Consider the following 23,362-nt stretch of genomic DNA (forward strand, 5'->3'; position numbering starts at 1 on the left):
CCCTCAGGCCGCGGCAGCGCAGAGCTGGGCGTCCCACAGACGTGCGTAGTGGCCCCCGCGCAGCAACAACTGCTCGTGGGTGCCCTGCTCGGCGATGCGTCCCCGGTCGAGTACGACGATGCGGTCGGCGTCGCGGACGGTCGACAGGCGGTGCGCGATGGTCAGCGTCGTGCGCCCGGCGCCTGCCGCGTCCAACGCGCGTTGCACGGCGCGTTCGGTGGAGTTGTCCAGCGCCGAGGTGGCCTCGTCCAGCACCATAATCTTCGGATTGCGAAGAATGGTGCGCGCCAACGCGATCCGCTGCTTCTCACCGCCGGAGAAGCGGTACCCGCGAGCACCGACGACGGTGTCGTAACCCTGCGGGAGTGACTCGATCAGTTCGTGTACCTGCGCTGCCCGGGCTGCTTCGATCATCTGGTGGTCCGTGGCATCCGGACGGGCGTACCGCAGGTTGTCGGCGACCGACGCGTGCAACAGGTAGCTCTCCTGGCTGACGACACCGACCAGGCCGGCGATGTCGGTCAGACGCAGGTCGCGCAGGTCGTGGCCGTCGATGAGGACCCGCCCGTTCGTCGGGTCGTGCAGACGTGAGACGAGGGCTGCCAGGGTGGACTTGCCCGAGCCGGTGGCGCCGACGACCGCGACCGTCGACCCCGCCGGGACGGTGAGGTCGATGCTGTCGAGAGCGGGGCGGTCGGCGTCCGGATAGGTGACGGTGACCCCGTCGAATCTGATTTCACCGCGCGCCCGATCGGTCTGCAGCGGGGCCGGATCGGCCGGGTCGTCGATCTCGACGGGAAGGTCGAGGTATTCGAAGATGCGGCTGAACAGCGCCATCGAGGTGACCACTTGGGCGCCGACGTTGAGCACGCCCATCAGGGGTCGGAACAACTGGGTCTGCAGTGCGACGAAGGCGACCAAGGTGCCGATCGTCATGCCGCCGCCGGTGGCTGGGAGTCCGGCCGCGAGGTAGATGAGGGCGGGGATCGCGGAGAAGATGATCGCCATCGTGCCCATGCGCCAGCGTCCGGCGAGCTGTGACTGCACCTCGAGTTCGGTGAGGGTGGTCGAGGAACCGGAGAACCGCTGGGAGAGAGCGGGTCCGGAGCCGAGCGTCTTGGCGAGGATGACACCGTTGATCGACAACGACTCCTCGATCTGGGTCTGCATGTCGGCGAGCGTGCGCTGTGCCTTGCCTTGGATGGCACGCCGCTGGTGGGCGACGCGGCGGGTCAGCCAGATGGCCGGCGGCAGCACGACCAGGCTAAGCAGCGACAGCTTCCAGGACAGGAAGGCCATCGCTGTGGCTGTGCCGACGGCGGTGGTGACATTCGATGCGATCGATGTCGCGGAGTCGGTGACGACCGCCTGCATCGCGCTGATGTCGTTGGTGACGCGGGATTGCACCTCACCGCTGCGGGTGCGGGTGAAGAAGCCGAGCGGCATCCGTTGCAGGTGGGCGAACAGGCGGGTGCGCAGGTCGTGCATCACCTGCTGGCCGATGCGGGTCGACAGCCAGGTCTGCAGGACGCCGAGCAGTTGGGTACAGACCGTGATCGTGAGCATGCCGCCGACCAGGGCCAGCAGCAGCGGCACGTTCTGGGCAGGGATCGCGTCGTCGATCAGGTGCTTCACCAGGAAGGGCGATGCGAGACCGATCAGGGAAGTGAGGACGATGAGCGCGCAGACAGCGGCGAGCCGGCTGCGGTAGGGGCGGAACAGCGCCGCGATGCGCGCGAGTTCGACCGGGTGGTCATCGAGTTGGCGGACGTCGGAGGCACTCTTGTGCGCCATGCGTCCGGGACCGCCGCGTCCTGAGGCGGTCATGGGTTGGGATCCGGCTGCCATGCGGACTCCCTTCGGTCGGAGATGTGCTGAGGTTACTTCAACATGTCGTAACCTCCACAATCGCTAGGATGTTCCCGTGCCTTCCCACGAGTCGTCCGAAGAACTGCCGCTGCGCCAACTGTTGATGCGTGTCGCGCACGTCTCCCGACGGGCGTGGCTCGCCGATCTGGAGCCGTACGGTCTGAGCCCGCACCTGGCTCGAGCGTTGAATGTGATTGCCGCGCAAGAGGATTCGGGCATGCGGGCAGCAGAGCTCGCGCAGCGTCTTCGGGTGTCCCCGCGTTCGGCGACGGAGGTCGTCGACGGACTGGCGGAGCGTGGCCTCGTGCTGCGCAGCCCTGATCCGGACGACCGTCGGGCCAAGGTGTTGTCGCTGACGGATGAAGGCGTCCGCTTGTGGCGCACCCTCGACACCTCGCGCCGCGAACGTGATGACGCGATGTTCGACGTCCTGAGTGCCGACCAACGCGAGGAACTGCGCGCGTTGCTCCTGGTCGTCCTGCGCTCCACCGACAGTGAGCTCGAGTGAGGCGCGACCGACCGGCAGGCGTGCTGGCGCCGGCCGGTCGACGGAGTTCCGTCCCGGATCCGGTTGCGTGAGATGGCTCATCGCGGTGAACTGCCCGGCGTCACGAAGTCGAGTTGCTGATCTCTTAGCCACTTTTCGGGTGCGGAGTTTGGCAACCTGGGTGCATACCCAGTTCCCGCGGCTGCGGCCGCGGGTGTGCCCATCCCACGAGGAGGACGACATGAGCAACTCCGGTCAGGCGAAGGACCTGTTCGACAAGGCCAAGAAGGCTGCGATCGGCGGCGTCGACAAGGTGAAGAAGGCTGCTGCCGAGAACCCCGACAAGGTGCGCGGGGGCATCGACAAGGTCACCCAGACGGCCGACAAGGTCACCAAGGGCAAGTACACCGACAAGATCCAGACTGCCGGCAACAAGGTCGAGGAAACCGTGCAGAAGCAGGCGCACAAGCCGACGCCGGGTGTGAACCCGACCGGCACCGACGCGACAGCCGACGGCGGATTCAGCACGGACGCCACCGGTACGACCGGCGCCCCCGGCACGGCGGGAGCGCCGGACGCCGGCACCGCGGGTCGCCGTCCGGGCCACGTGCCCGACCCGGTCGACCCGCTGGACCGCCCGGACCCGATCGACCGCCCGGGTCCGCTCAACTGAGTCTCGAATTGAAGAAGCCCGGGTGCCGAAAGGCGCCCGGGTTTCTTCGTGCCCGGGGATAAGACGACAGTGAGTTGGAGGCGTCCTGCGGAGTTGGTGCCACGGAATCCACCTGGACGAGTTGCGCTTCGCCGGTTCCCACGACCCGGTCGCATCCCTGGTCCTGTGCGGTGCTCACCGAGCCGACCGGGTGATGGTGGATGGGAAGTGGGTCGTGACCGACGGTGCGATCGAAGGGCTCGACCTCGAAGCGGTCATGGCGCGACACCAGCAGTTCGCGCAGCAACTGGTCACCGGCTGACCGTGCTGCGGGCGGTTGCCGGGGGACAGTGATATCCGGTCGAGAGCAACGTTGATCGACCGATAACCTTGCGGGGTTCAATCCGAACCCAGATCAAGGAGCACCACGTGTCCAGCCAGATCACCGTGTCCGTCGCCGGAAGCGAGCGAGCGGTGCAGCAGGGCACTACCGGCTCCGACCTGTTCGGCGGCGACCGCAGCGTCGTCGCGATGCGCGTCGACGGTCGGCTCCAGGACCTCTTCCGCGAGATCCCGGACGGCGCCGTCGTCGAGGCGGTCGACCTGTCCCAGCAGGACGGCCTCGACATCCTGCGCCACTCCGCCGCGCACGTCCTGGCGCAGGCCGTGCAGCAGGTGAACCCGGATGCCAAGCTCGGCATCGGCCCGCCGGTCAAGGACGGCTTCTACTACGACTTCGACGTCGAGACCCCGTTCCAACCCGATGACCTGAAGGCGCTCGAGAAGGCGATGCAGAAGATCGTCAACGAGGGCCAGACCTTCTCGCGCCGGGTCGTCAGCGACGAAGAAGCCCGTGCCGAACTCGCGCAGGAGCCGTACAAGCTGGAGCTCATCGGGCTGAAGGGCAATGCCGCCGACGCCGCCGAGGGTGCTGAGGCCGAGGTCGGCGCCGGCGAACTCACGATCTACGACAACATCCGCCGCGACGGTGAGCGTGCCTGGGGCGACCTGTGCCGCGGACCGCACGTGCCGTCGACCAAGGTGCTCGGCAACGCGTTCAAGATCATGCGTTCGGCCGCCGCGTACTGGCGCGGCAGCGAGAAGAACCCGCAGTTGCAGCGCATCTACGGCACCGCCTGGGCCAGCAAGGACGAACTCAAGGCCTACCTCGACCGCATCGCCGAGGCCGAGAAGCGCGACCACCGCAAGCTCGGAGCCGAACTCGACCTGTACTCCTTCCCGGACGAATTGGGTTCGGGCATGGTCGTTTTCCACCCCAAGGGCGGTGTCATCAAGCGGGAGATGGAGGACTACGTCCGTCGCCGGCACCTGGAGGAGGGGTTCTCCTACGTCAGCACCCCGCACATCTCCAAGGAGGGGCTCTTCCACACCTCGGGGCACCTGCCGTACTACGCCGACACCATGTTCCCGCCGATGGAGATGGAGAACGCGGAGTACCGGCTGAAGGCGATGAACTGCCCGATGCACAACCTGATCTTCAGGTCGCGGGGCCGTTCGTACCGTGAACTCCCGCTGCGGTTCTTCGAGTTCGGTTCGGTCTATCGCAACGAGAAGTCCGGTGTGGTGCACGGTCTGACCCGCGTCCGGGCGATGACCCAGGACGATTCGCACTCCTACGTGACCCCTGAGCAGGCACCGGCCGAGATCGAGCACCTGCTGAACTTCGTTGTCGGCCTGCTCAAGGACTTCGGGCTGAACGACTACTACTTCGAACTCTCGACGCGCGACACCGAGGGCGACAAGAAGGACAAGTTCATCGGCTCGGACGAGCAGTGGGAGACCGCGACCAGGGTACTCGAGGACACCGCACGAAAGTTCGGGGTCGACCTCGTGCCCGACCCCGGCGGTGCCGCGTTCTACGGACCGAAGATCTCCGTCCAGGCCAAGGACGCGATCGGCCGCACCTGGCAGATGTCGACGATCCAGTACGACTTCAACCAGCCGAACCGTTTCGGACTGGAGTTCCAGGCCGCGGACGGCAGCCGCCAGGAGCCGGTGATGATCCACTCGGCCAAGTTCGGTTCGATCGAGCGGTTCATCGGTGTGCTCGTCGAGCACTACGCGGGGGCTTTCCCGGTGTGGTTGTCGCCGGTGCAGGTGCTCGGTGTGCCGGTGGCCGACGACTTCGCCGACTACCTGAACGACGTTCTGAAGCAGTTGCGCGACAACGGAGTTCGGGTCGAGCTCGACGACAGCGACGACCGCTTTCCGAAGAAGATTCGCAACGCGTCGAAGTCGAAGGCGCCGTTCGTGCTCATCGCCGGCGCCGAGGACAAGGACGCCGGCGCGGTGTCGTTCCGCTACCGCGACGGCTCGCAGCGCAACGGTGTGCCGGTCGGCGAGGCGATCGAAGAGATCCGAGCCGCGATCGGGTCCAAGGCGCAGATCACCACCGCTCCGCAGCACTGACGGGCCTCATGCAGAGCGCGCCACATCCGGCGCGCTCTGCATGACTTCGACGCAGGTGTGCTTCGATGCCCAGGTGAGCAGAATCGTCCGTGCCGAGCGTGAACACGCCTTCATCCTGGGCGCGTTGACGCTGCAGGCCGATCTGGAGGACGGCGGCACGAACCGTGCCGGGTTCATTGCGCAGTTCGCGGATGCGTGGTTGGAGGAGTTCGAATCCATGCCGACCTGGGTCGCGTTCGGCGATGACGGATCCGCGGTCGGATTCGTGCAGACGAACTGGGTGTCGAAACTGCCCAGCCTGCGTCGGCCGACGACCGGTTGGGTGCACGTGAAGAAGGTGTTCGTCACCCCGGCCGCGCGTGGGAACGACCTCGCCGAACAGATGCTGCGCGCGATGATCGCCTGGGGTACGACCAACGGGATCGAGCGCTACCAGCTGACGGCGCGTCCGCCAGCACGTTCGCTGTACGAACGGCTCGGCTTCACCGCCCCCGACGAGCGACTGATGGAATTGCGTCCGGCAGCGGTCAGCTCGGCTCGATGAGGAGGACCGGGATCTCCCGGTCGGTCTTGGTCTGGTACTCGGCGTAGGGCGGAAAAGCAGCAACGGCGCGCTCCCACCATTCGTCCCGTTCGGCGCCCGAGATCCGCCGCGCGACACCGTCCAGGTGACGCGAGCCGTCCTGAACCTCGACGTCCGGGTTCGCGACGATGTTGTGATACCACGCCGGGTGTTCCGGAGCGCCACCCTTGGACGCCACCGCGGCGTAGACGCCGTCCTTCTCCACCCGCATCAGCGGAACCCGGCGCAGCAGACCCGACTTGTTGCCGCGGATCGTGTAGACGACCACAGACCTTCCCTGCACGTCGGCCACCTCGGTGGTGCCGGCTTCGTCGATCGCGGCCAACTGCTGCGCGACCCACGGCGTCTTCTCCAGCGCGTACTCACCCTGCAACGGCATGACGAGCTCCTTAGAACGTGTCGATCGGTACGTGCGGTGCAACCGTCCGCACCATGATGCATGGCAACGGCCGGTGCCACCGAGGCTATTCCAGATGGGGCCACTTAGGATCGACGCCGTGACCGATCCGACCGATCCGACCGATTCGACCGTGCAGTCCGAGAAACCCGACGACTTCGCCGGCTCGCCCGACGGTTTCGAGCGCCTGTGGACCCCGCACCGGATGGTCTATATCGAGGCAGACCGGCCGGCCGACCACGACGACGAAGCCTGCCCCTTCTGTGCGGCGCCGAAGAAGGACGATGCCGACGGGCTGATCGTGCACCGCGGCGAACGCTGCTTCGTGGTGATGAACCTGTTCCCGTACAACCCCGGTCACCTGCTGGTCTGCCCGTACCGACACGTGCCGCTGTACCTCGACCTCACCGACGAGGAGACGGCCGAGTTCACCAAGCTGACCAAGGAAGGCATCCGCGCGCTGCAGGCCGTATCGGCGCCGATGGGTTTCAACCTCGGTATGAACCAGGGCGAGGTCGCCGGCGCCGGGGTGGCCGCTCACCTGCACCAGCACATCGTGCCGCGTTGGGGCGGCGACTCGAACTTCCTGCCGATCATCGCCCGGACCAAAGCGCTACCCCAGCTGCTCGAGGACGCCAGGTCGCGGCTCGCCGAAGCATGGCCGAAGAACTGAACCGGTCGCTCGGTAACCTGGGACCACCATGCTGAACAAGTACGCCCGCGCGTTTTTCACGAAGGTCTTCACCCCTGTCGCCAAGCTCTTCCTCAAGATGGGGATCAGCCCCGACGTCGTGACGATCATCGGCACCCTCGGCGTCTGTTTCGGCGCGCTGGCGTTCTACCCGCGTCACGAATTCCTGATCGGGACGCTGGTCATCACCGCGTTCGTGTTCAGCGACACGATCGACGGTGTCATGGCTCGCATGTCCGGTCGCTCCAGCGTCTGGGGCGCCTACCTCGACTCGACCCTCGACCGGGTCGGCGACGCAGCCATCTTCGGAGCACTCGTCCTGTACTACGCCGGCGACCAGGGCCACAACATGCTGCTGGCCGGGCTCGCACTCGCCTGTCTGATCTTCGGCAGCGTGGTCTCCTACGCCAAGGCACGCGCCGAAGGCCTCGGTATGACCGCGAACGTCGGCATCGCCGAACGCGCCGAACGACTGGTCGTCGTGCTGGTTGCCACCGGACTGTGCGGATGGTTCCTGCGGCCCTGGGAAACCTGGATCATGGGCGTCGTACTCGGCCTGCTCGCGCTGGCCAGCTTCATCACCGTGCTGCAGCGGATGCTCACCGTGCGTCAACAGGCGCTCGGCAAAGCTCTGTGAGTTTCGCCGATTCGCTGCAGGTCGCCGGGTTCCGGACGGCCTGGAAACTCGTCTGCAGACTGCCCGAGTCCGCGGCCTACGGACTCTTCGAACGTATCGCCGACGCCACCTACAAGCGCGGCGGCAAGTCGGTCGAGCGGATGCGGTCCAACTACGCCAGAGTTCGTCCCGAACTGTCCGATGGCGAGCTGGATGCATTGGTGCGCAACGGGATTCGTTCCTATATGCGGTACTGGTGCGACGCCTTCCGGCTCTCGGTGCACTCGCCCGAGGAACTCGCCGAGCGGATGCGGCTGACCGGCGCGGACGAGCAGGCCAGGGCGATCGTCGGGCGCGGCGAGCCGATCATCCTGTTCCTCGGCCACATGGGCAACTGGGACCTCGCCGGAGCCTGGTCGACCACCTACTTCGCGCCCGTGACGACCGTCGCCGAACGCCTCAAGCCCGAGGAACTGTTCGGGGAGTTCTTGGCCTTCCGGGAGTCCTTGGGCATGACGATCCTTCCGCTGACAGGGGGCGACAACACCTACGGACGCCTGGTCGATGCCCTCGACGCCGGCGGGTTCGTCCCGCTTCTGTCCGATCGAGACCTGACGTCCAACGGCGTCGAGGTGCGGTTGCTCGGCCACCGCATCAAGGCGGCCACCGGGCCGGCGCGATTGGCCCTCGACACCGGCGCCGCGCTGTTCCCGCTCGCGATCACCTACGAACCCGTGCCGGGTCGGGCGGCGCAACGCGTGGTCGCGCACTTCGGCGACCGGGTGGTCGTGCCGGACGGCGACCGGTCCGACCAGGTGCGTGCGATGACCCAGCAATGCGTGGACGCGCTCGGGGACGTGGTCAGGCAGCGCACCGAGGACTGGCACATGATGCAGCGCATCTTCCTCGACGACTTCGACAGCGGCCTGCAGGAGCGGCGATGAGAATCGGGCTGGTCAGCCCGTACTCGTTCGACGTGCCGGGCGGCGTCCAGTTGCACGTGCGCGATCTTGCCGAATACCTCATCGGACGCGGTCACTACGTCGAGGTGCTCGCGCCGTCCGAACTCGACACCCCGTTGCCGCCGTACGTGGTGAGCGCGGGCAGTGCGCTTGCGGTGCCCTACAACGGCTCGGTTGCGCGGCTGACCTTCGGCCCGGTGACGGCGAGCCGCGTGACCCGCTGGATCGAACGCGGCCGCTTCGACGTGCTGCACGTGCACGAGCCGGTGAGTCCGAGCGTCTCCATGCTCGCGATGTGGGCCGCCGAAGGACCGATCGTGGCGACCTTCCACACCAGCAACACCAAGTCGCGGGCTCTGCTGGCTGTCGGCCCGATGCTCCAACCGGGCCTGGAGAAGCTCATGGGACGCATCGCGGTGTCGGCGGAAGCGCGCCGGTTCGTCCACGAACACATCGGCGGGGACGCGGTCATCATCCCGAACGGGGTGTACGTGGACCAGTTCGCGAACGCCCCGGTCAATCCGGCCTGGCAGGGCACCGACGACCGTCCGACGCTGGCGTTCCTCGGGCGCATCGAGGAGCCGCGCAAGGGCCTGCACGTGCTGCTCGACGCCATGCCTGCGCTGCTGGCTGCGCGACCTGGGCTACGCCTCATCGTCGCCGGGCCGGGCGACCCCAAGCAGGTTCTCGAGGGACGCCCGCGCAACGTCATCGACGCCTGCGAGTTCCTCGGCCCCATCAGCGACGCCGACAAGCAGTCGTTCCTGCGGTCGGTCGACTGCTACATCGCGCCCAACACCGGCGGCGAGAGCTTCGGCATCATCCTGGTCGAGGCGATGAGTGCCGGCGCCGCCGTTGTCGCCAGTGACATCAGGGCCTTCCGCGCGGTGCTCGACGACGGCTGGGCGGGTGCGTTGTTCGCCAACGAGCAGCCGGGTGAACTCGCGGACGTCGTCCTCGAACTCCTCGCCAACGCGGCCGACCGATTGCAACTCGCAACACAGGGGAGCAGACGTGCGCGTCGCTTCGACTGGTCGCGGGTCGCGTCCGACGTTTTCTCGGTGTACGAAACCGTTTGTGCAGCAACTGTTCCGGCAAGGATGGGCAGATCCGATGTCCGTCCGGTCCGTTGGTGGAGAGGCGAGAGCTGATGCGTGTGTGGTTCTGGGTCATGCTCGTCGTTGCGGTCCTCGCGCTCGTTGCCTGGTACCTCTCCTACACCGCGGCACGGTTGGACCGCTTGCACGCCAGGCTGGAGGGTTCGGTGTCGGCACTGGATGCCCAGTTGGTGCGCCGGGCCGAGGCGGTCATGGAACTCGCGCACTCCGGTGTACTCGATCCCGCGAGTTCGATGTTGCTCGCGCAAGCGGCCACCGGCTCGCTCGACTTCGCCGACGACGCCGAGGTGCACGGCGAGGTGCGTGACTTCGGCATCGACCGGGAACGAGCCACCGCCGAGTCTGCGCTCAGCCATACGCTGCGACTCACGCTCACGCCGGACGCGGTCCGCGAGATCGAGACGCACAAGGGTGGGCTCGCGTTGACGCAGCGGGTGCAGCAGGCGGGCCAGCGTGTCGTCCTGGCTCGTGCGTTCCACGACGACGCAGTACGCGCCGTGCGTCGGGTGCGGGCGCAGCCGCCGGTCCGTGCCTTCCGGCTCGCCGGCCGCACCACCATGCCGCAGGTCGTCGACTTCGACTCCGACCCACCGGCCATCGACAGCTTCTGAGCTGTCTGGACGCTGCCGTGGCAGCAAAGTGCCATATCCGACGATGTGGCTCGAAGTGGACTCCGCACGGGTCTAGCCTTCGAGCAACACCATCGAGGTTCGAACGAGGAGTTCCGCCGTGACCCAGGTCGCCGACCACACCACCGATTTCACGCGCACCGGCACCGCCCGCGTCAAACGCGGCATGGCCGAGATGCTCAAGGGCGGCGTGATCATGGATGTCGTCACCCCCGAACAGGCGAGGATCGCCGAGGACGCGGGAGCCGTGGCGGTGATGGCGCTGGAGCGCGTTCCCGCCGACATTCGCGCCCAGGGCGGTGTCTCCCGGATGAGCGACCCGGACATGATCGACGCAATCATCGAGGCTGTCTCCATCCCGGTCATGGCGAAAGCACGGATCGGTCACTTCGTCGAGGCGCAGGTGCTGCAGAGCCTCGGCGTGGACTACATCGACGAGTCCGAGGTGCTCACCCCGGCCGACTACGCCAACCACATCGACAAGTGGGAGTTCACCGTCCCCTTCGTCTGCGGCGCCACCAACCTCGGCGAGGCGTTGCGCCGCATCACCGAGGGTGCGGCGATGATCCGCTCCAAGGGTGAGGCCGGCACCGGCGACGTCTCCAACGCGACCACGCACATGCGTCAGATCCGCCAGGAGCTGCGTCGGTTGCAGAACCTGCCCGAGGACGAGCTGTACGTCGCCGCCAAGGAACTGCAGGCACCGTACGAGCTGGTCAAGGAGGTGGCCGAGCTCGGCAAGCTGCCCGTCGTCCTGTTCACCGCCGGAGGCATCGCCACCCCGGCCGACGCCGCGATGATGATGCAACTGGGCGCGGAAGGCGTCTTCGTCGGGTCGGGAATCTTCAAGAGCGGCAATCCCGCCGAGCGCGCAGCCGCGATCGTGGAGGCGACCACCTTCCATGACGACCCGGACGTGATCGCCAAGGTCTCGCGCGGCCTCGGAGAAGCCATGGTCGGCATCAATGTCGATGACATCCCGGCGCCGCACCGATTGGCCGAACGGGGCTGGTAGTCCTAGCTGATCCGGATGGCGCCGGCGGGCAGGTCTACCGTCAGGCGGTCGCCGTACGTCAGACCAGTGATGCGCGGCATGAGCAACTCGATGACTGAATCCGGTTGGAAATGATCGGGTTTGGTCTCCGGGTGCGGCCAATAGAGGTAGCCCCCGAACCGCTGATCACCGTTCAGTGCAGAACACCGAACGAGCGAGAAGGTCTCCGCGTCATGCTGATCGGTCCATGCGAGGCCCGCCAGCGTGATGGTCGGGCGGACCATCTGCACGGTGGCAGCGTCGAGCGAGAGATTGATCGTGGCGGGCTCGAGCCCGGCGAGGTCGACGCCGCGCGAGGTGAAGTGGGGCGTCTGGGCGGCGATCGTTCCACCCGGATGTCTCGCGTCGCGGCCGGTGCCGGAGGCAACCCCATGACCTCGAACGACTGTGCCGGACAACAGAATTCGACCGATATCGTCGGGGAGGGCGAAGAACTGGACATCAGGCGCCCAGTCGGGCAACCAGTCGGGACGGCTGTGGCCGAGGAATCGCCAGCCCCGGTGTCGATAGACCGCGGTGGCGCTCGACCTGCTCTGGGTGACGTCGAGTACAGGAGTCAGACCTCGGGCACGGATCTCGGCGACAGCGGTGTCCATCAGTCGTCCACCGACCCCGAGTCCGGCAGCCTCCGGTCCGACGAAAAGCACCGAGAGACAGCCCAGCGCTTCGATCGGCCGGCCGGTTCCGCGCGACCAGAACGCCCCGTCCGGGTTGTCGCTCACCCGGGTGACAGACACGTGGCCCGCGACCTGATCGTCGATCTGCGCGACGAAGGCAACCAACTCGGTGTCGCGGACGATGAACTGCTCAGGCGGGAACGGCAGTGGCCAGCGCAGGGGGTACTCGGAGACCGGTTGCTGGGTGCGCAGCTGCTCGACCAGCTGCGGCAGGTCCGACTCGAGGCGAGGACGGATGATCACGGACACAACGGGAGGCTAACCAAGTGACCGCTGCATCGGTGCCGGATGCTCGGCAGGTTACCGTCGGCGTCCTGGCTCTGCAGGGCGATGTCCGCGAACACCTGCACGCTCTGCGCACAGCGGGAGTCGCCACGGTCGCGGTGCGACGGCCCGCCGAACTCGACGCAGTCGACGGTCTTGTGCTGCCCGGTGGCGAGTCGACGACGATCGACAAGCTGCTGCGCATCTTCGACCTGCGGGATCCGATCCGCGAGCGTCTAGCACAGGGGATGCCGGTCTACGGATCGTGTGCCGGGATGATCCTGCTGGCTGACTCGATCGTCGGTGGCACCGCCGACCAGGAGACTCTCGGCGGTATGGCGATCACGGTGCGCCGCAACGCTTTCGGTCGACAAGTGGACTCGTTCGAGTGCGACCTGCCAATGCCTGCGCTCGGTGACATCCCGGTGCACGCCGTGTTCATCCGAGCGCCATGGGTCGAAGCCACGGACGACGCCGTGAAGGTTCTCGCCCGGGTCCCGCAGGGTCATGATGCGGCGTCGGGGCGAGCGGTCGCGGTGCGCCAGGGCAACCTGCTCGCCACCTCGTTCCATCCTGAGGTCACCGGTGACCACCGCGTGCACGCCTACTTCGCCGACATGGTCCGGCACACCTGAGGCCGGACGCAGGAATGCCGCGGACGAACGTCCGCGGCATTCCTGAACTGATCGACGATCAGGACAGCGAGATCACTCGGTGGCCTTGATGTCGTCCGGCAGACCGGACGCGTTCGGCGCCTGAGCGGCCGTCCCGGCGTCCGGCTTGATCGCCGCGTCACCCAGGTCGGTGACCATCGGAGACTGCAGACCCTTGCCGATGCCGTTCTGGATCTCGACGACCTCGACACCGGAGATACCGAGGTGGCTGTCGGCCGAGTAACGGAAGGGCAGCTTCTGCGGGCCTTTCCACTTCGCGCCGTTCTGCTCGATCGCCTTGACGATGCCTTCACGGGTCAACTTCTTGCCCGAGGCCTGCAGCGCCGAGACGAACGCGTACGCCTGGGACATGCCGTAGATGCGGTAGTTGGTCAGTTCGCCCTTGCCGCCGGACTCCTTCCAGACCTTCTGCCACAGCTTGACCCACGGGTCGTCGGCCGAGTCGACACCCGGGATGTACTCGGTCGTCATGATGCCGTCGAGAGCCGAGCTGCCGTTCTTCACGCTGCCCTTGGAGAACTTCGCGAGCAACTCCCCGACGAGCTTCGGGTCGGATCCGACATTGGTGTAGAACCACTTCGGCTTGTAGTTCAGCTTCATCGCGGTGAGCTGGCTGAGGGCGGTGTAGGACGGGACGTTGAAGCCCACGATGAGGTCGGCCTTGGACGCCTGCAGCGCGGCGATCTGCGGCGCGACGTCCGTGTTACCCGTCGTGTACTTGACCTCCTTGACGACCTGCCCACCGGCGAACTGCTTCAGGCCCTTGGCCCCGTCGGCGCCGAGATCGTCGTCCTGGAGGTAGAGGCCGATCTTGGCGTTCGGCATCTTCTCCTTGATGTACTTACCGATGATCTTGCCCTCGATCTCGTAGTCCGGCTGCCAGCCGAACGTCATCGGGCGCTTCTTCGGGTCGTCACCCCACTTGATCGACCCCGAGGAGACGAACAGGTCGGGCACCTTCTCACTGTTGAGGAAGTCGACGACCGCCGAGTGGGTGGGGGTGCCGAGACCACCGACGACCGCGAAGACCTTGTCCTTCTGCACCAGCTCGTTGACGGCCTGTGTGGTGTTGGTGGGGATGTACCCGTCGTCCTTGACGACGTACTGGATCTTGCGCCCGTGAATGCCGCCCTTGGAGTTGACGTAGTCGAAGTACGCCTTCGCGCCCGACGGAATCTCGCTGTAGCCGGGTGCGGCGACGCCGGTGAGCGGGTAGTGCGCACCGATCTTGACCGTGGTGTCGGTGATGCCGGTCGTGGAACCGGCGGACCCGCCGTCCTCGGAAGCCTTGTCGTCGCGGCCGCCTGCGCCGCAAGCGGCGAGCAGAACGGTGCTGAGCGCCATGCTCACGACGACCGTGCCCTTCTTGGACCTTCTCATCATTGGTGCCTCCTCGGCGGTTGTTCCTCGCGGGCGAGGTCAGTGGTGGGTATTGCGGTGTGCGGTGTGCGGTGCGCGGGAGGCCGGCGCCGCTCCGGGAGCTGATGAGTGCTTCCCGGTGTCCTGGGGGTGGGCCGAGTCGGCTTCCACGGTCGGGGTGTCCGCGGCTGCGCCGGGACCACCGCCACGACCCGGACGTCGAGCCCACAGTTTCCTGATGCCGCCGACGATTCCGCCGGGCATGAGCAGAATGACCAACATCGTGGTCAGACCGATGATCAACGGTGCGAGCTGAGCCGCCTGGATGTCGGTCAGACCGGCCGAAGTGCCCGCGTTCGTCGCGAAGTTGGGCAGCAGGGCCAGCAATCCGGAACCGAGCAGGGCTCCTGTCAGACTGCCCAGACCGCCGAGCACGACCGCGCTGAGCAGGGTGAGCGACAGTGTCAACGAGAACGATCCGGGAGCCGCCAGCCGGTTGGCGAGGGCGAGCAGAGCGCCCGCGATTCCGGCGCACGCCGCACTGACGACGAACGCGATGACCCGATCGCGGCCGAGGTTGATCCCGGCCAGGGACGCGGCGACCTCGTCGTCACGCACTGCACGCCAGCGTCGTCCGACCCGGCTGGAGGAGAGGTTCGCCAGCAGGATGTAGACGAAGATCAGCAGGAACCATCCCGAGTAGGCGACCCATTCCGACGGTGTGGTCTCCGTGCCGGTCAGGAAGTAAAGCGCGTCGTCGGCGAGTTTCGGTACCTCGGGCACCATCACGCTGAGGCCCTGTTCACCGCCGAGCGTCTCGGAGAAATGCAGCGCAAGAGCGGGCACGGCAACCGCGAGCGCGAGCGTGGCACCGGCGATGTACGGACCGTGCAGACGAGCAGCGGCGACCCCCACCACGGCGCCGATCACGGTGGCGGCCAGTGCCGAGAGCGCGATGATCAGCAGCGTCGGCAGGGCGCCTTCGCGATCCTGCAGCAACAAGGCCGTGGTGTACGCGCCGATCGCCATGAACGCGCCGTGACCCAGGGAGAGTTGACCGTTCAGGCCGGTGAGGATCGTCAGACCGCCGGCCGCTATGGCGTAGTACGCCATCATCGCCAGCTGTCCCTGCCGGAACGGGTCGACCGATTCCATGACGAGGATGACGAGGGCCGCGGCCAGCAGGCCGAGGAGCAGGTGCCGGAGCAAGGGATTGCCCCGGACGGTTGTCACTGCGGAACGCATGTCAGACCTTCCGCTCGGAGGTGTGGGAGAACAAGCCGCCGGGCCGCACCAGCAGGACCAGGACCAGGATGACGAGGGCGGCGAAGGAGACCAGCCCGGAGCCGAGGTATCCGGAGACGAGGCTGAGGCTGAGCCCGATGATCATGCCGCCGGCGACGGCGCCGAACGGACTGTCGAGGCCGCCGATCACAGCCGCCACGAAGCCGAAGACGACGACCGAGTCCATGTAGCCGGGGTGCACCAGGTTGCCTCCCGCGATCAGCAGGCCGGACAGTGAACCGACCAGTGCGGCGAGCGCCCAGCCGAGCGTCAGCATCGTGCTCACCCGGACGCCGAGCAGGCGGGCCACCTCGGGGTTGAACGCGGAGGCGCGCATCTGCAGACCGATGTCGGTCTTCTGGAAGAGCACGAGCAGCAACAGCATCACCGCGAACACCGCGAGGATGGTGAAGATGCCGAACGGGGTGATCGCCAGGCTCGTGCCGCCCACGGTGATGCCGCGGACTCCGAAGGCCGCCGGGAAGGACTTGTAGTCGCTGCCGAAGATGAGCGCCGCCGCCGAGTGCAGCACGATGAACAGACCGAGGGTCAGGATCACCGCGTTGATGTCGGACTTGCCTTCGACCGGGCGGACGATCACTCGTTCGACGAACGCGCCGAGCAGGAAGCCCGCGACCAGCGCCGCGATGAAGGCGATCCAGTAGTTCATCCCGCGTTCGATGAGGTTCATCGCGACGTAGGTGGTGACCATGGCCATCGGTGCCTGCGCGAAGTTGACGATACGGGTGGAGCGCCAGATGAGCACCAGTGCCAGCGCGAACGCCGAGTACACGGCACCCATGGTGATGCCGTTGAGGATGGTTGTGACGAACTGTTGCACGACGGTTCCCTTCTCAGAACCCGAGGTAGGCGTGGCGTAGACCCTCGTCCGCCGCGAGAGCGTGCGCCTCCTGGGTCGTGACGACCTTGCCGAGGTTGAGGACGACGCCGAGGTCGGCAATGGACAGCGCGCTGCGCGCGTTCTGCTCGACCAACAGGACCGACAGGCCTTGTTCGTCGACGAGCGTGCGCACCAGGTCGAAGATCTGCGCCACGATGCGCGGCGCAAGGCCGAGCGAGGGTTCGTCCAGCAGCAGCACCTTCGGGGTGGCCATCAGCGCTCGCGCGATGACCAGCATCTGGCGCTCGCCACCGGACAGCGTCCCGGCGAAGGCCGAGCGCCGGTCGGCGAGCTTGGGGAACATCTCCCAGACGCGATCCATGGAGACGGGGTCACCGTTCCTGGCGCGTCCCAGTTCACCCAGCCGGAGATTCTCGGTCACGGTGAGTTCGGTGATCACTCCGCGGCCCTCGGGGACGTGGGTGAGGCCGAGGCGGGACATGCGTTCGGGTGCCGCGTGCGTGATGTCAGCGCCGTCGAGGGTCACCGTGCCGGACTGTGGACGGATCAGGCCGGACACGGTGCGCAGCAGTGTGGTCTTGCCGGCGCCGTTGGCGCCCAGCACGGCGGTGATCGTGCGGTCGGGCACCTCGAAGGAGACGCCCTGCAGGGCCTTCACCGGTCCGTAGGAGGCAGAGAGTTCCGAGACCTCAAGCACGTCGGTCTCCGTTCGCGTCGTCACGGTCGAGGGAACGGTTCGGGTCGCGGTCGTCGGCGTCGTCGTCGATCCCACCGTCGTCGTGGGTCACCTCGTTGCCGAGGTAGGCGGCGAGGACGGCAGGGTCCTCCCGGACCTCGTCCGGTGTGCCGCGAGCGATGACCCGGCCGAAGTCGAGCACGGTGATCCGGCTGCACACCCGCATGACCAGATCCATGTGGTGCTCCACGAGCATCACCGACACCCGGTCGGACAGCCCGAGGATGATGTCGCCGAGCTCGGCCATCTCCGACTCGGACAGGCCGGACGCCGGCTCGTCCAGCAACAGCAACTCCGGCTCGCTGACCAGGGCGCGTGCCAGGGCGACACGCTTGCGGATCGGGTAGGGGAGGCTGGCCGGTGAGCGGTCGGCGTATCCCTCGATGTCGAGTTCACACAGCACGTCGAGGCTGCGCTCGCGCAGTGCCTTCTCGTCGCCGGTGCTGCGCGGGATCGCCAGCAGACCCGACCAGAATCCGGCCCGGCCGTGACGGTCGGCTCCGACCATCACGTTTTCAAGCACGCTGATGCCGTCGAACAAGCCGAGACCCTGCAGGGTGCGGGCGATGCCGTGGCGGGCCAGGTGGTGGGGCCGCAGGCCGTTGAGCTGTTCGCCCTTCCAGGTGATCGTGCCGGAGGACGGTTGCACGAAGCCGCAGGCGACGTTGAACAACGTGGTCTTGCCGGCGCCGTTCGGACCGATCACGCCGTGGACCTCGCTCGGACGGACCTCGAGACCGACGCTGTCGAGCGCGACGATGCCGCCGAAGCGAACGGTGATGTCCTGCAGCGTGAGCATGGTCGTGGGCGAGGCGAGGGCTGCGCGGTCTGGTGCACCGTCTGGTGCAAATGCGCTCACTTTGACTCCTGGGGTGGAAGTGCGGGTGACCCAACTTTGGACGCTACGCACAAGAAGGGGTATGGGCGCAGCGCACAATATCTGTGGTGCAGGCGGTCATCCCGGGGATCTGCCACTAGCGCTTTTTGTGCGCCGGTGTCATTCTCGGCCCATGGCCGCGCCCACCGAGTCGAGTCTGTCGACCTCCCGGCACGAGATTCCCGCCGCCCAGCGGGAGGCGATCCGACGTGCGTGGGCGAGCATGCTCGACGACGCCGAGATCATCGCGGACGCGATCACTCTCGAACTGTTCGGGCGCGACGAGGCCTACTACCAGCAGGTGACCAGCGAACTGCGTGAGGAGGTTCGCACCAGCACCCGCCGCCACGTCCGGGCCGGATTGCTCACGATGGCCGGCCTGGCAGCCCCGGACGATCGCGCGATCCACGTCTGGCGCGAAACCGGGCGCCGGCGCGCACAACAGGGCGTGCCACTGGAACAAGTGTTGAACGCCTACAGCTACGGCGCGAGAGCCCTGTGGGAGACCGTGCTGCTGCAGGGTTCGGGCAACGTGCGCGAGGTGAGCGCGCAGACGCTCATCCTGATGGGACAACAGTTGTGGAGCGCGCTCGACGTGCAGAACGCAACCGCCTGCGAGTCCTACCGTCGCGAGGAAGCGCTGCTACAACGGCGGGACCTGCAACGCCAGCTCACCGTGCTGGACGGGCTGGTCCAGGGACGTGGGTCCGAGCCTGACTTCGCCTCGGAGGCCCGTCAGGTACTGAGCGTCGGTATCGACGAGGACCTGCTCGCGATCAGCTGCATCAACGACGACGAGGCCGATCAGCCCACCCGGTGGGCCGAGGAACGCCTGGAGCAGATCGGGGTCCAGTCGCACTGGCTCCAACTCGGCGCGCAGACCGTGGGGCTGATCGACCTCGCCGGTCGTGACCCGGCGCAGGTCATCGACCATCTCCAAGTTGCGGCGCGGGGACGGGCCGCCGTCGCGCTGTGCAGCGACGGTCTGCAGGGTTTCGCGGTCGCGCGACAGCTGGCCTCGCGGGCCGCGTCCTCGCTGCCCGGTGGCAGTCGCGAGGTGGTCGACGTCCGGGATCGTCTGCCGGAGGTTCTGCTCACCGGTAGCCCGGAGGCAACCGTGCTCCTGGTCCAGGAGACGCTCGGACGTCTGAACCAGCAGCCCGACTCGACGCGCCGGATGCTGCTGGAAACCCTCGGTGCGTTGCTGCGGCACGGGGGCTCACCGACCCACGCCGCCCAGGAACTGTTCTGTCACCGCAACACCGTCATCTACCGCCTCAAGCAGATCGAGAACCTCACCGGGCGCTCGCTGACGCAGCCGCGGGATCGGCTGATGCTGTCGCTGGCCATCATCGCCTTGCGCGCCGGAGGAGACGGGGAGAGCGCGCCGTCGTCCGTCGGCGCCTGACGCCCGTCCGGTCAATTAGGATGGCCGACGCCCTGTGGGCCGAAGCGAACGTACGAGTGTGTAGAGGGAGACATGAGCGGTCACTCCAAATGGGCGACGACCAAGCACAAGAAGGCTGCGATCGACGCCAAGCGGGGCAAGCTCTTCGCAAAGCTCATCAAGAACATCGAGGTGGCCGCGCGTCAGGGCGGCGGTGACCCCGCCGGTAACCCCACGCTGTACGACGCCATCCAGAAGGCCAAGAAGTCGTCGGTGCCCAACGACAACATCGACCGCGCCGTCAAGCGTGGTTCGGGCGCCGAGGCGGGCGCCGCCGAGTACATGAGCCTGATGTACGAGGGTTACGCACCCGGCGGAGTCGCGCTGCTCATCGAGTGCCTGACCGACAACAAGAACCGCGCCGTGGCTGAGGTGCGTACCGCGCTGCAGAAGAACGGCGGCTCGATGGCCGACTCCGGCTCGGTCGCCTTCCAGTTCCATCGCAAGGGTGTCGTCATCGTCCCGAAGGGCGACAACACCGAGGACGACCTGCTCGAGATCGTGCTCGACGCCGGCGCCGAGGAGATCAACGACCACGGCGAATCGTTCGAGATCGTCTCCGAGGCAGGCGATTTCGTTGCCGTGCGTGAGGCGCTGCAAGCGGCCGGTGTCGACTATGACTCCGCCGAGTCGTCCTGGCTGCCGACCGTCGAGGTGCCGCTCGACAAGGAAGGCGCCAAGAAGATGTTCCGCGTCATCGAGGCGCTCGAGGACTCCGACGACGTGCAGAACGTGTTCGCCAACGGTGACGTGTCGGACGAGGTGCTCGCCGAACTCGACGCCGAGGACTGATCCCGTTCCACCTCGAACTCGACCCGGCAGACTCGCTCCGCCGGGTCGATTCGTTTCTTCCCCGATCAGGGGTCGGTGCCCGGACTGCTGACCCTGAATCTCTCCAATCCGTAGCGCGTGAAGGCGCAGGCGCTCCTGCACTGGCTGTCGCCGCCCAGAAGACGTGTGGGTGCTGACCGAGATCGGCGGCGGCGAGGGGTCACGATTGATCGAGGCCGTCTGCCGCCAGGCTGGGTACTCGGTCATGTCGTCGGACGTGATCACACCGGACTCGGCTGCCGATACGATCACGCGTTCGTCACCGAAGGCTTCGTCGTCCGGCGATGCGACCTCGATCAGACACCGCGGATCGAGGGGCACACCGATCATGCGGCGCTCGTGCTCGATGTCGATGCACCCTGCTCATCCCAGTCCGGCGCGCCTGCGTGAATCGCCCCGCCGGTACGGGTTAACGTTCCTGAAACCGAACATTTGTGCGAGGAGTGGACTGTGCGTGTACTCGGCGTCGACCCGGGGCTGACCCGGTGCGGCATCGGAGTGGTCGACGGCGGCATCGGGCAACCGGTGCGGCTCGTGGGCGTCGGCGTGATCCGTACGCCCGTCGGCGACGACCCGGCCGAGCGACTGCTCACCCTGCAGACCGAACTCGACCAGTGGTTGTCCGACTACGAACCGGACGTGGTCGCGGTCGAGCGGGTCTTCGCCAAGGCGAACATCAAAGGGATCATGGGCACCGCGCAGGCGTCCGCCGTGCCGATGCTCGCCGCCGCGCGTCGCGGGTTGCCGTTGGTGATGCACACGCCCAGTGAGGTGAAGGCGTCCGTCACCGGCAACGGCCGGGCCGACAAGGCCCAGGTCACTTCGATGGTGACCCGTATCCTGCGGCTCGAGGTCGCGCCCAAACCGGCGGACGCCGCTGACGCACTCGCTCTCGCGATCTGCCATGTCTGGCGCGGGGGTGCGCAGGCACGCATTGCGAACGCCGCTGCTGCACAACGAAACTCACGACCGAAAGAGGCTCCGTTGGTCCGGGCGTCAAACAGGTACGCACGATGATTTCTTCCATCCGCGGCAGCGTGTTGAGTGCCGGTCTCGACAATGTCGTCGTCGAGGTCGGGGGAGTGGGCATGCTCGTTCACACCACGCCCGCGCATGCAGCGTCAGCGCGCGCCGGCACCGAAGCGACCTTCTTCACCACGCTGGTCGTGCGCGAGGACTCCCTGACGTTCTACGGGTTCGGCGACGACTCCGAACGCAAGCTGTTCGAACTGGTCCAGACCGTCAGCGGGGTCGGTCCCCGGCTCGCACTGGCGATGCTCGCCGTGCACGCACCGGATGCCCTACGCGGGGCGATCGCCGGTGGGGATGTGCCCACGCTGATGAAGGTGCCCGGTATCGGCAAGAAGGGCGCCGAGCGCATCGTGCTGGAACTCAAGGACAAGGTCGGTGCCCTCACCGGCGGCGGGTCTTCCTCGTTGCCGCAGCCGCAGGTGCCTGCCGCCGACGAGACGCAACAACAGGTCGTCGATGCGCTCGTCGGCCTCGGCTGGTCGACCAAACAGGCGCAGGACGCCGTCGCCAAGGTCACCAAGGCCGACGACGCCCCCACGGATGTCTCGCAACTGCTGCGAGTGACCCTTCGTAGCCTGGGCCGATGAGCGAGTACGACGACTCCTCCTACGAGGCCGGCGCCCGCATCGTCGACCCCGGCGTCGCACCCGATGAACGCCACTTCGAGGCGGCACTGCGTCCGAGGCGGTTGGCGGAGTTCCCCGGCCAGCCACGGGTCAGCGAGCAACTCGGACTCGTGCTCGCGGCGGCGAAGCGTCGTGGCACGACGCCCGACCACGTCCTGCTGTCCGGTCCGCCCGGCCTCGGCAAGACCAGCCTGGCGATGATCATCGCCGCCGAACTCGAGCAGCCGATCCGCATCACCAGCGGCCCCGCCATCCAGCACGCCGGTGACCTGGCGGCGATCCTGTCCTCGCTGGCCGAGGGCGAGGTGCTCTTCCTCGACGAGATCCACCGTATGGCCCGTGCGGCCGAGGAGATGTTGTACCTGGCGATGGAGGACTTCCGCGTCGATGTCATCGTCGGTAAGGGCCCTGGCGCAACGGCGATCCCGCTCGAACTGCCGCCGTTCACGGTGGTCGGTGCGACCACCCGGGCCGGTCTGCTGCCGGCCCCGTTGCGAGACCGCTTCGGCTTCACCGGACACCTGGACTTCTACACACCCGAGGATCTCGCGGCCATCCTGCACCGCAGTGCCGGTCTGCTCGGGGTCGACGCCACCCGGCAGGGCATCGCCGAGATCGCCGGACGCTCCCGCGGCACACCCCGTATCGCCAACCGGTTGCTGCGGCGGGTGCGCGACTATGCGCAGATCCATGGCAGCGAGGTCGTCGATCAACCGTCCGCCATGGCTGCGTTGAAGCTGTTCGACGTCGACGAGAAGGGCCTTGACCGGCTCGACCGCGGCGTCCTGGAGACGTTGTGCAAGCGGTTCGGCGGGGGACCGGTCGGGCTCACGACCCTCGCGGTGGCCGTCGGCGAGGAACCCGACACCGTCGAGACGGTCGCCGAGCCGTACCTGGTGCGTGAGGGATATCTGTTGCGCACACCGCGCGGACGTGCCGCGACGGCGCAGGCGTGGGCGCACCTCGGGCTGACGCCGCCCAAGGATGCCGGAACGTGGGCGACGCAGTTGTCGTTGCCTGAGGGTGAAGGTCGTTTCTCGGACTGAACATTCCGATCCATCCGCCGGGTATTGCTCGAACTCGGGCATGACACGCCTCACACCCGAAGTTGGGGCAGCCGCACACCTGACTTAGACTCACCCGTCGGCGTACGCGTCCGATCGCACCGGCGAAGCACAACCGTCCGGGCCGTCGCCACATCTATC

The 23,362-nt window shown here is 67.1% G+C and carries 24 protein-coding genes and 1 pseudogene; 17 read left to right on the forward strand and 8 right to left on the reverse strand.

Annotated features, from left to right (window positions below; genetic code table 11):
- Positions 1-3: 3 nt before the first annotated feature.
- Positions 4-1,848 (reverse strand): ABC transporter ATP-binding protein, encoded by a 1,845-nt coding sequence (locus FB459_RS08720; RefSeq protein ID WP_246092388.1) that lies wholly within the window; start codon positions 1,846-1,848, stop codon positions 4-6.
- A gap of 76 nt (positions 1,849-1,924) precedes the next feature.
- On the opposite strand from FB459_RS08720, the gene FB459_RS08725 reads away from it, so the two are divergent.
- From FB459_RS08725 to FB459_RS08750, 5 genes and pseudogenes are all read left to right on the forward strand, one after another.
- Complete coding sequence (locus FB459_RS08725; protein ID WP_205744616.1) at positions 1,925-2,377, forward strand: MarR family winged helix-turn-helix transcriptional regulator; 453 nt, start codon at positions 1,925-1,927, stop codon at positions 2,375-2,377.
- A gap of 27 nt (positions 2,378-2,404) precedes the next feature.
- Positions 2,405-2,497: pseudogene (locus tag FB459_RS18215) on the forward strand (30S ribosomal protein S14); the annotation flags it as partial.
- A gap of 100 nt (positions 2,498-2,597) precedes the next feature.
- Positions 2,598-3,029 carry an antitoxin gene (locus tag FB459_RS08735; protein ID WP_141928176.1) on the forward strand — a complete coding sequence of 144 codons (432 nt, stop codon included), beginning with the start codon at positions 2,598-2,600 and terminating at the stop codon, positions 3,027-3,029.
- A 408-nt stretch (positions 3,030-3,437) separates the two neighbouring features.
- On the forward strand, positions 3,438-5,438 hold the full coding sequence (thrS, locus tag FB459_RS08745; RefSeq protein ID WP_129623944.1) for a threonine--tRNA ligase: 2,001 nt from the start codon (positions 3,438-3,440) through the stop codon (positions 5,436-5,438).
- Positions 5,439-5,511: 73 nt separating this feature from the next.
- Positions 5,512-5,982 (forward strand): GNAT family N-acetyltransferase, encoded by a 471-nt coding sequence (locus FB459_RS08750; protein WP_168990082.1) that lies wholly within the window; start codon positions 5,512-5,514, stop codon positions 5,980-5,982.
- Here the strand turns inward: FB459_RS08750 and FB459_RS08755 are convergent.
- Positions 5,966-6,400, reverse strand: a complete 435-nt coding sequence (locus FB459_RS08755) for a nitroreductase family deazaflavin-dependent oxidoreductase (protein WP_141928178.1) — start codon at positions 6,398-6,400, stop codon at positions 5,966-5,968. The genes FB459_RS08750 and FB459_RS08755 overlap by 17 nt on opposite strands.
- A 118-nt stretch (positions 6,401-6,518) precedes the next feature.
- Between FB459_RS08755 and FB459_RS08760 the strand changes: the two genes are divergently transcribed.
- From FB459_RS08760 to pdxS, 6 genes are all read left to right on the forward strand, one after another.
- Complete coding sequence (locus FB459_RS08760; RefSeq protein WP_425472332.1) at positions 6,519-7,091, forward strand: HIT family protein; 573 nt, start codon at positions 6,519-6,521, stop codon at positions 7,089-7,091.
- 28 nt (positions 7,092-7,119) lie between these two features.
- Positions 7,120-7,746, forward strand: a complete 627-nt coding sequence (gene pgsA, locus FB459_RS08765) for a phosphatidylinositol phosphate synthase (RefSeq protein WP_129623940.1) — start codon at positions 7,120-7,122, stop codon at positions 7,744-7,746.
- The gene (locus tag FB459_RS08770; RefSeq protein WP_141928180.1) at positions 7,743-8,669 is read left to right on the forward strand and encodes a phosphatidylinositol mannoside acyltransferase; all 927 of its coding nucleotides are present in this window, start codon (positions 7,743-7,745) and stop codon (positions 8,667-8,669) included. Before pgsA ends, FB459_RS08770 begins: the two co-directional genes overlap by 4 nt.
- The gene (locus tag FB459_RS08775) at positions 8,666-9,838 is read left to right on the forward strand and encodes a glycosyltransferase family 4 protein (RefSeq protein ID WP_141928181.1); all 1,173 of its coding nucleotides are present in this window, start codon (positions 8,666-8,668) and stop codon (positions 9,836-9,838) included. Before FB459_RS08770 ends, FB459_RS08775 begins: the two co-directional genes overlap by 4 nt.
- Positions 9,838-10,416, forward strand: coding sequence for a hypothetical protein (locus tag FB459_RS08780; protein WP_141928182.1), 579 nt, complete (start codon positions 9,838-9,840; stop codon positions 10,414-10,416). Before FB459_RS08775 ends, FB459_RS08780 begins: the two co-directional genes overlap by 1 nt.
- 118 nt (positions 10,417-10,534) lie before the next feature.
- Positions 10,535-11,449, forward strand: coding sequence for a pyridoxal 5'-phosphate synthase lyase subunit PdxS (pdxS, locus tag FB459_RS08785; protein WP_141928183.1), 915 nt, complete (start codon positions 10,535-10,537; stop codon positions 11,447-11,449).
- Between the two features lie 2 nt (positions 11,450-11,451).
- Here the strand turns inward: pdxS and FB459_RS08790 are convergent, their stop codons facing one another.
- Positions 11,452-12,414: a GNAT family N-acetyltransferase gene (locus FB459_RS08790; protein ID WP_141928184.1), complete on the reverse strand. Its 963-nt coding sequence runs from the start codon at positions 12,412-12,414 to the stop codon at positions 11,452-11,454.
- A gap of 17 nt (positions 12,415-12,431) precedes the next feature.
- On the opposite strand from FB459_RS08790, the gene pdxT reads away from it, so the two are divergent.
- Positions 12,432-13,064, forward strand: coding sequence for a pyridoxal 5'-phosphate synthase glutaminase subunit PdxT (gene pdxT / locus FB459_RS08795; RefSeq protein ID WP_239701943.1), 633 nt, complete (start codon positions 12,432-12,434; stop codon positions 13,062-13,064).
- A gap of 72 nt (positions 13,065-13,136) precedes the next feature.
- Here the strand turns inward: pdxT and FB459_RS08800 are convergent, their stop codons facing one another.
- From FB459_RS08800 to FB459_RS08820, 5 genes are read right to left on the reverse strand one after another with little or no spacing between them, the layout of a single operon-like run.
- Positions 13,137-14,486 carry an ABC transporter substrate-binding protein gene (locus tag FB459_RS08800; RefSeq protein ID WP_246092389.1) on the reverse strand — a complete coding sequence of 450 codons (1,350 nt, stop codon included), beginning with the start codon at positions 14,484-14,486 and terminating at the stop codon, positions 13,137-13,139.
- A gap of 36 nt (positions 14,487-14,522) precedes the next feature.
- Positions 14,523-15,707, reverse strand: coding sequence for a branched-chain amino acid ABC transporter permease (locus tag FB459_RS08805; RefSeq protein WP_141928185.1), 1,185 nt, complete (start codon positions 15,705-15,707; stop codon positions 14,523-14,525).
- Between the two features lies 1 nt (position 15,708).
- Positions 15,709-16,587 carry a branched-chain amino acid ABC transporter permease gene (locus FB459_RS08810; RefSeq protein ID WP_141928186.1) on the reverse strand — a complete coding sequence of 293 codons (879 nt, stop codon included), beginning with the start codon at positions 16,585-16,587 and terminating at the stop codon, positions 15,709-15,711.
- Between the two features lie 13 nt (positions 16,588-16,600).
- The gene (locus tag FB459_RS08815; RefSeq protein ID WP_129623932.1) at positions 16,601-17,305 is read right to left on the reverse strand and encodes an ABC transporter ATP-binding protein; all 705 of its coding nucleotides are present in this window, start codon (positions 17,303-17,305) and stop codon (positions 16,601-16,603) included.
- Positions 17,298-18,203, reverse strand: a complete 906-nt coding sequence (locus FB459_RS08820; protein WP_246092390.1) for an ABC transporter ATP-binding protein — start codon at positions 18,201-18,203, stop codon at positions 17,298-17,300. The genes FB459_RS08815 and FB459_RS08820 overlap by 8 nt, the downstream gene beginning before the upstream one ends.
- Positions 18,204-18,354: 151 nt before the next feature.
- On the opposite strand from FB459_RS08820, the gene FB459_RS08825 reads away from it, so the two are divergent.
- The 5 genes from FB459_RS08825 to ruvB all read left to right on the forward strand — a co-directional run bounded on the left by FB459_RS08825 (position 18,355) and on the right by ruvB (position 23,203).
- Complete coding sequence (locus tag FB459_RS08825; RefSeq protein WP_170221789.1) at positions 18,355-19,629, forward strand: PucR family transcriptional regulator; 1,275 nt, start codon at positions 18,355-18,357, stop codon at positions 19,627-19,629.
- 72 nt (positions 19,630-19,701) lie between these two features.
- A complete protein-coding gene (locus FB459_RS08830; RefSeq protein WP_141928189.1) occupies positions 19,702-20,460 on the forward strand; it encodes a YebC/PmpR family DNA-binding transcriptional regulator in 759 nt (252 codons plus the stop codon).
- Between the two features lie 489 nt (positions 20,461-20,949).
- The gene (gene ruvC, locus FB459_RS08835; RefSeq protein ID WP_129623928.1) at positions 20,950-21,516 is read left to right on the forward strand and encodes a crossover junction endodeoxyribonuclease RuvC; all 567 of its coding nucleotides are present in this window, start codon (positions 20,950-20,952) and stop codon (positions 21,514-21,516) included.
- A complete protein-coding gene (gene ruvA, locus FB459_RS08840) occupies positions 21,513-22,118 on the forward strand; it encodes a Holliday junction branch migration protein RuvA (protein ID WP_141928190.1) in 606 nt (201 codons plus the stop codon). Before ruvC ends, ruvA begins: the two co-directional genes overlap by 4 nt.
- The gene (ruvB, locus tag FB459_RS08845; RefSeq protein ID WP_129623926.1) at positions 22,115-23,203 is read left to right on the forward strand and encodes a Holliday junction branch migration DNA helicase RuvB; all 1,089 of its coding nucleotides are present in this window, start codon (positions 22,115-22,117) and stop codon (positions 23,201-23,203) included. The genes ruvA and ruvB overlap by 4 nt, the downstream gene beginning before the upstream one ends.
- The last annotated feature ends 159 nt before the right edge of the window (positions 23,204-23,362 follow it).

Origin of the sequence: Yimella lutea (assembly GCF_006715095.1) — a bacterium.
GTDB classification, from domain to species: Bacteria; Actinomycetota; Actinomycetes; order Actinomycetales; family Dermatophilaceae; genus Yimella; species Yimella lutea.

Excerpts from the sequence above, each read along its gene's own strand:
- FB459_RS08720 (WP_246092388.1), bottom strand. The coding sequence starts at position 1,848 with ATGGCAGCCGGATCCCAACCCATGACCGCCTCAGGACGCGGCGGTCCC.
- FB459_RS08735 (WP_141928176.1), top strand. The coding sequence starts at position 2,598 with ATGAGCAACTCCGGTCAGGCGAAGGACCTGTTCGACAAGGCCAAGAAG.
- FB459_RS08755 (WP_141928178.1), bottom strand. The coding sequence starts at position 6,400 with ATGCCGTTGCAGGGTGAGTACGCGCTGGAGAAGACGCCGTGGGTCGCG.
- pgsA (WP_129623940.1), top strand. The coding sequence starts at position 7,120 with ATGCTGAACAAGTACGCCCGCGCGTTTTTCACGAAGGTCTTCACCCCT.
- FB459_RS08775 (WP_141928181.1), top strand. The coding sequence starts at position 8,666 with ATGAGAATCGGGCTGGTCAGCCCGTACTCGTTCGACGTGCCGGGCGGC.
- FB459_RS08780 (WP_141928182.1), top strand. The coding sequence starts at position 9,838 with ATGCGTGTGTGGTTCTGGGTCATGCTCGTCGTTGCGGTCCTCGCGCTC.
- FB459_RS08800 (WP_246092389.1), bottom strand. The coding sequence starts at position 14,486 with ATGATGAGAAGGTCCAAGAAGGGCACGGTCGTCGTGAGCATGGCGCTC.
- FB459_RS08805 (WP_141928185.1), bottom strand. The coding sequence starts at position 15,707 with ATGCGTTCCGCAGTGACAACCGTCCGGGGCAATCCCTTGCTCCGGCAC.
- FB459_RS08825 (WP_170221789.1), top strand. The coding sequence starts at position 18,355 with ATGGCCGCGCCCACCGAGTCGAGTCTGTCGACCTCCCGGCACGAGATT.
- FB459_RS08830 (WP_141928189.1), top strand. The coding sequence starts at position 19,702 with ATGAGCGGTCACTCCAAATGGGCGACGACCAAGCACAAGAAGGCTGCG.
- ruvA (WP_141928190.1), top strand. The coding sequence starts at position 21,513 with ATGATTTCTTCCATCCGCGGCAGCGTGTTGAGTGCCGGTCTCGACAAT.
- ruvB (WP_129623926.1), top strand. The coding sequence starts at position 22,115 with ATGAGCGAGTACGACGACTCCTCCTACGAGGCCGGCGCCCGCATCGTC.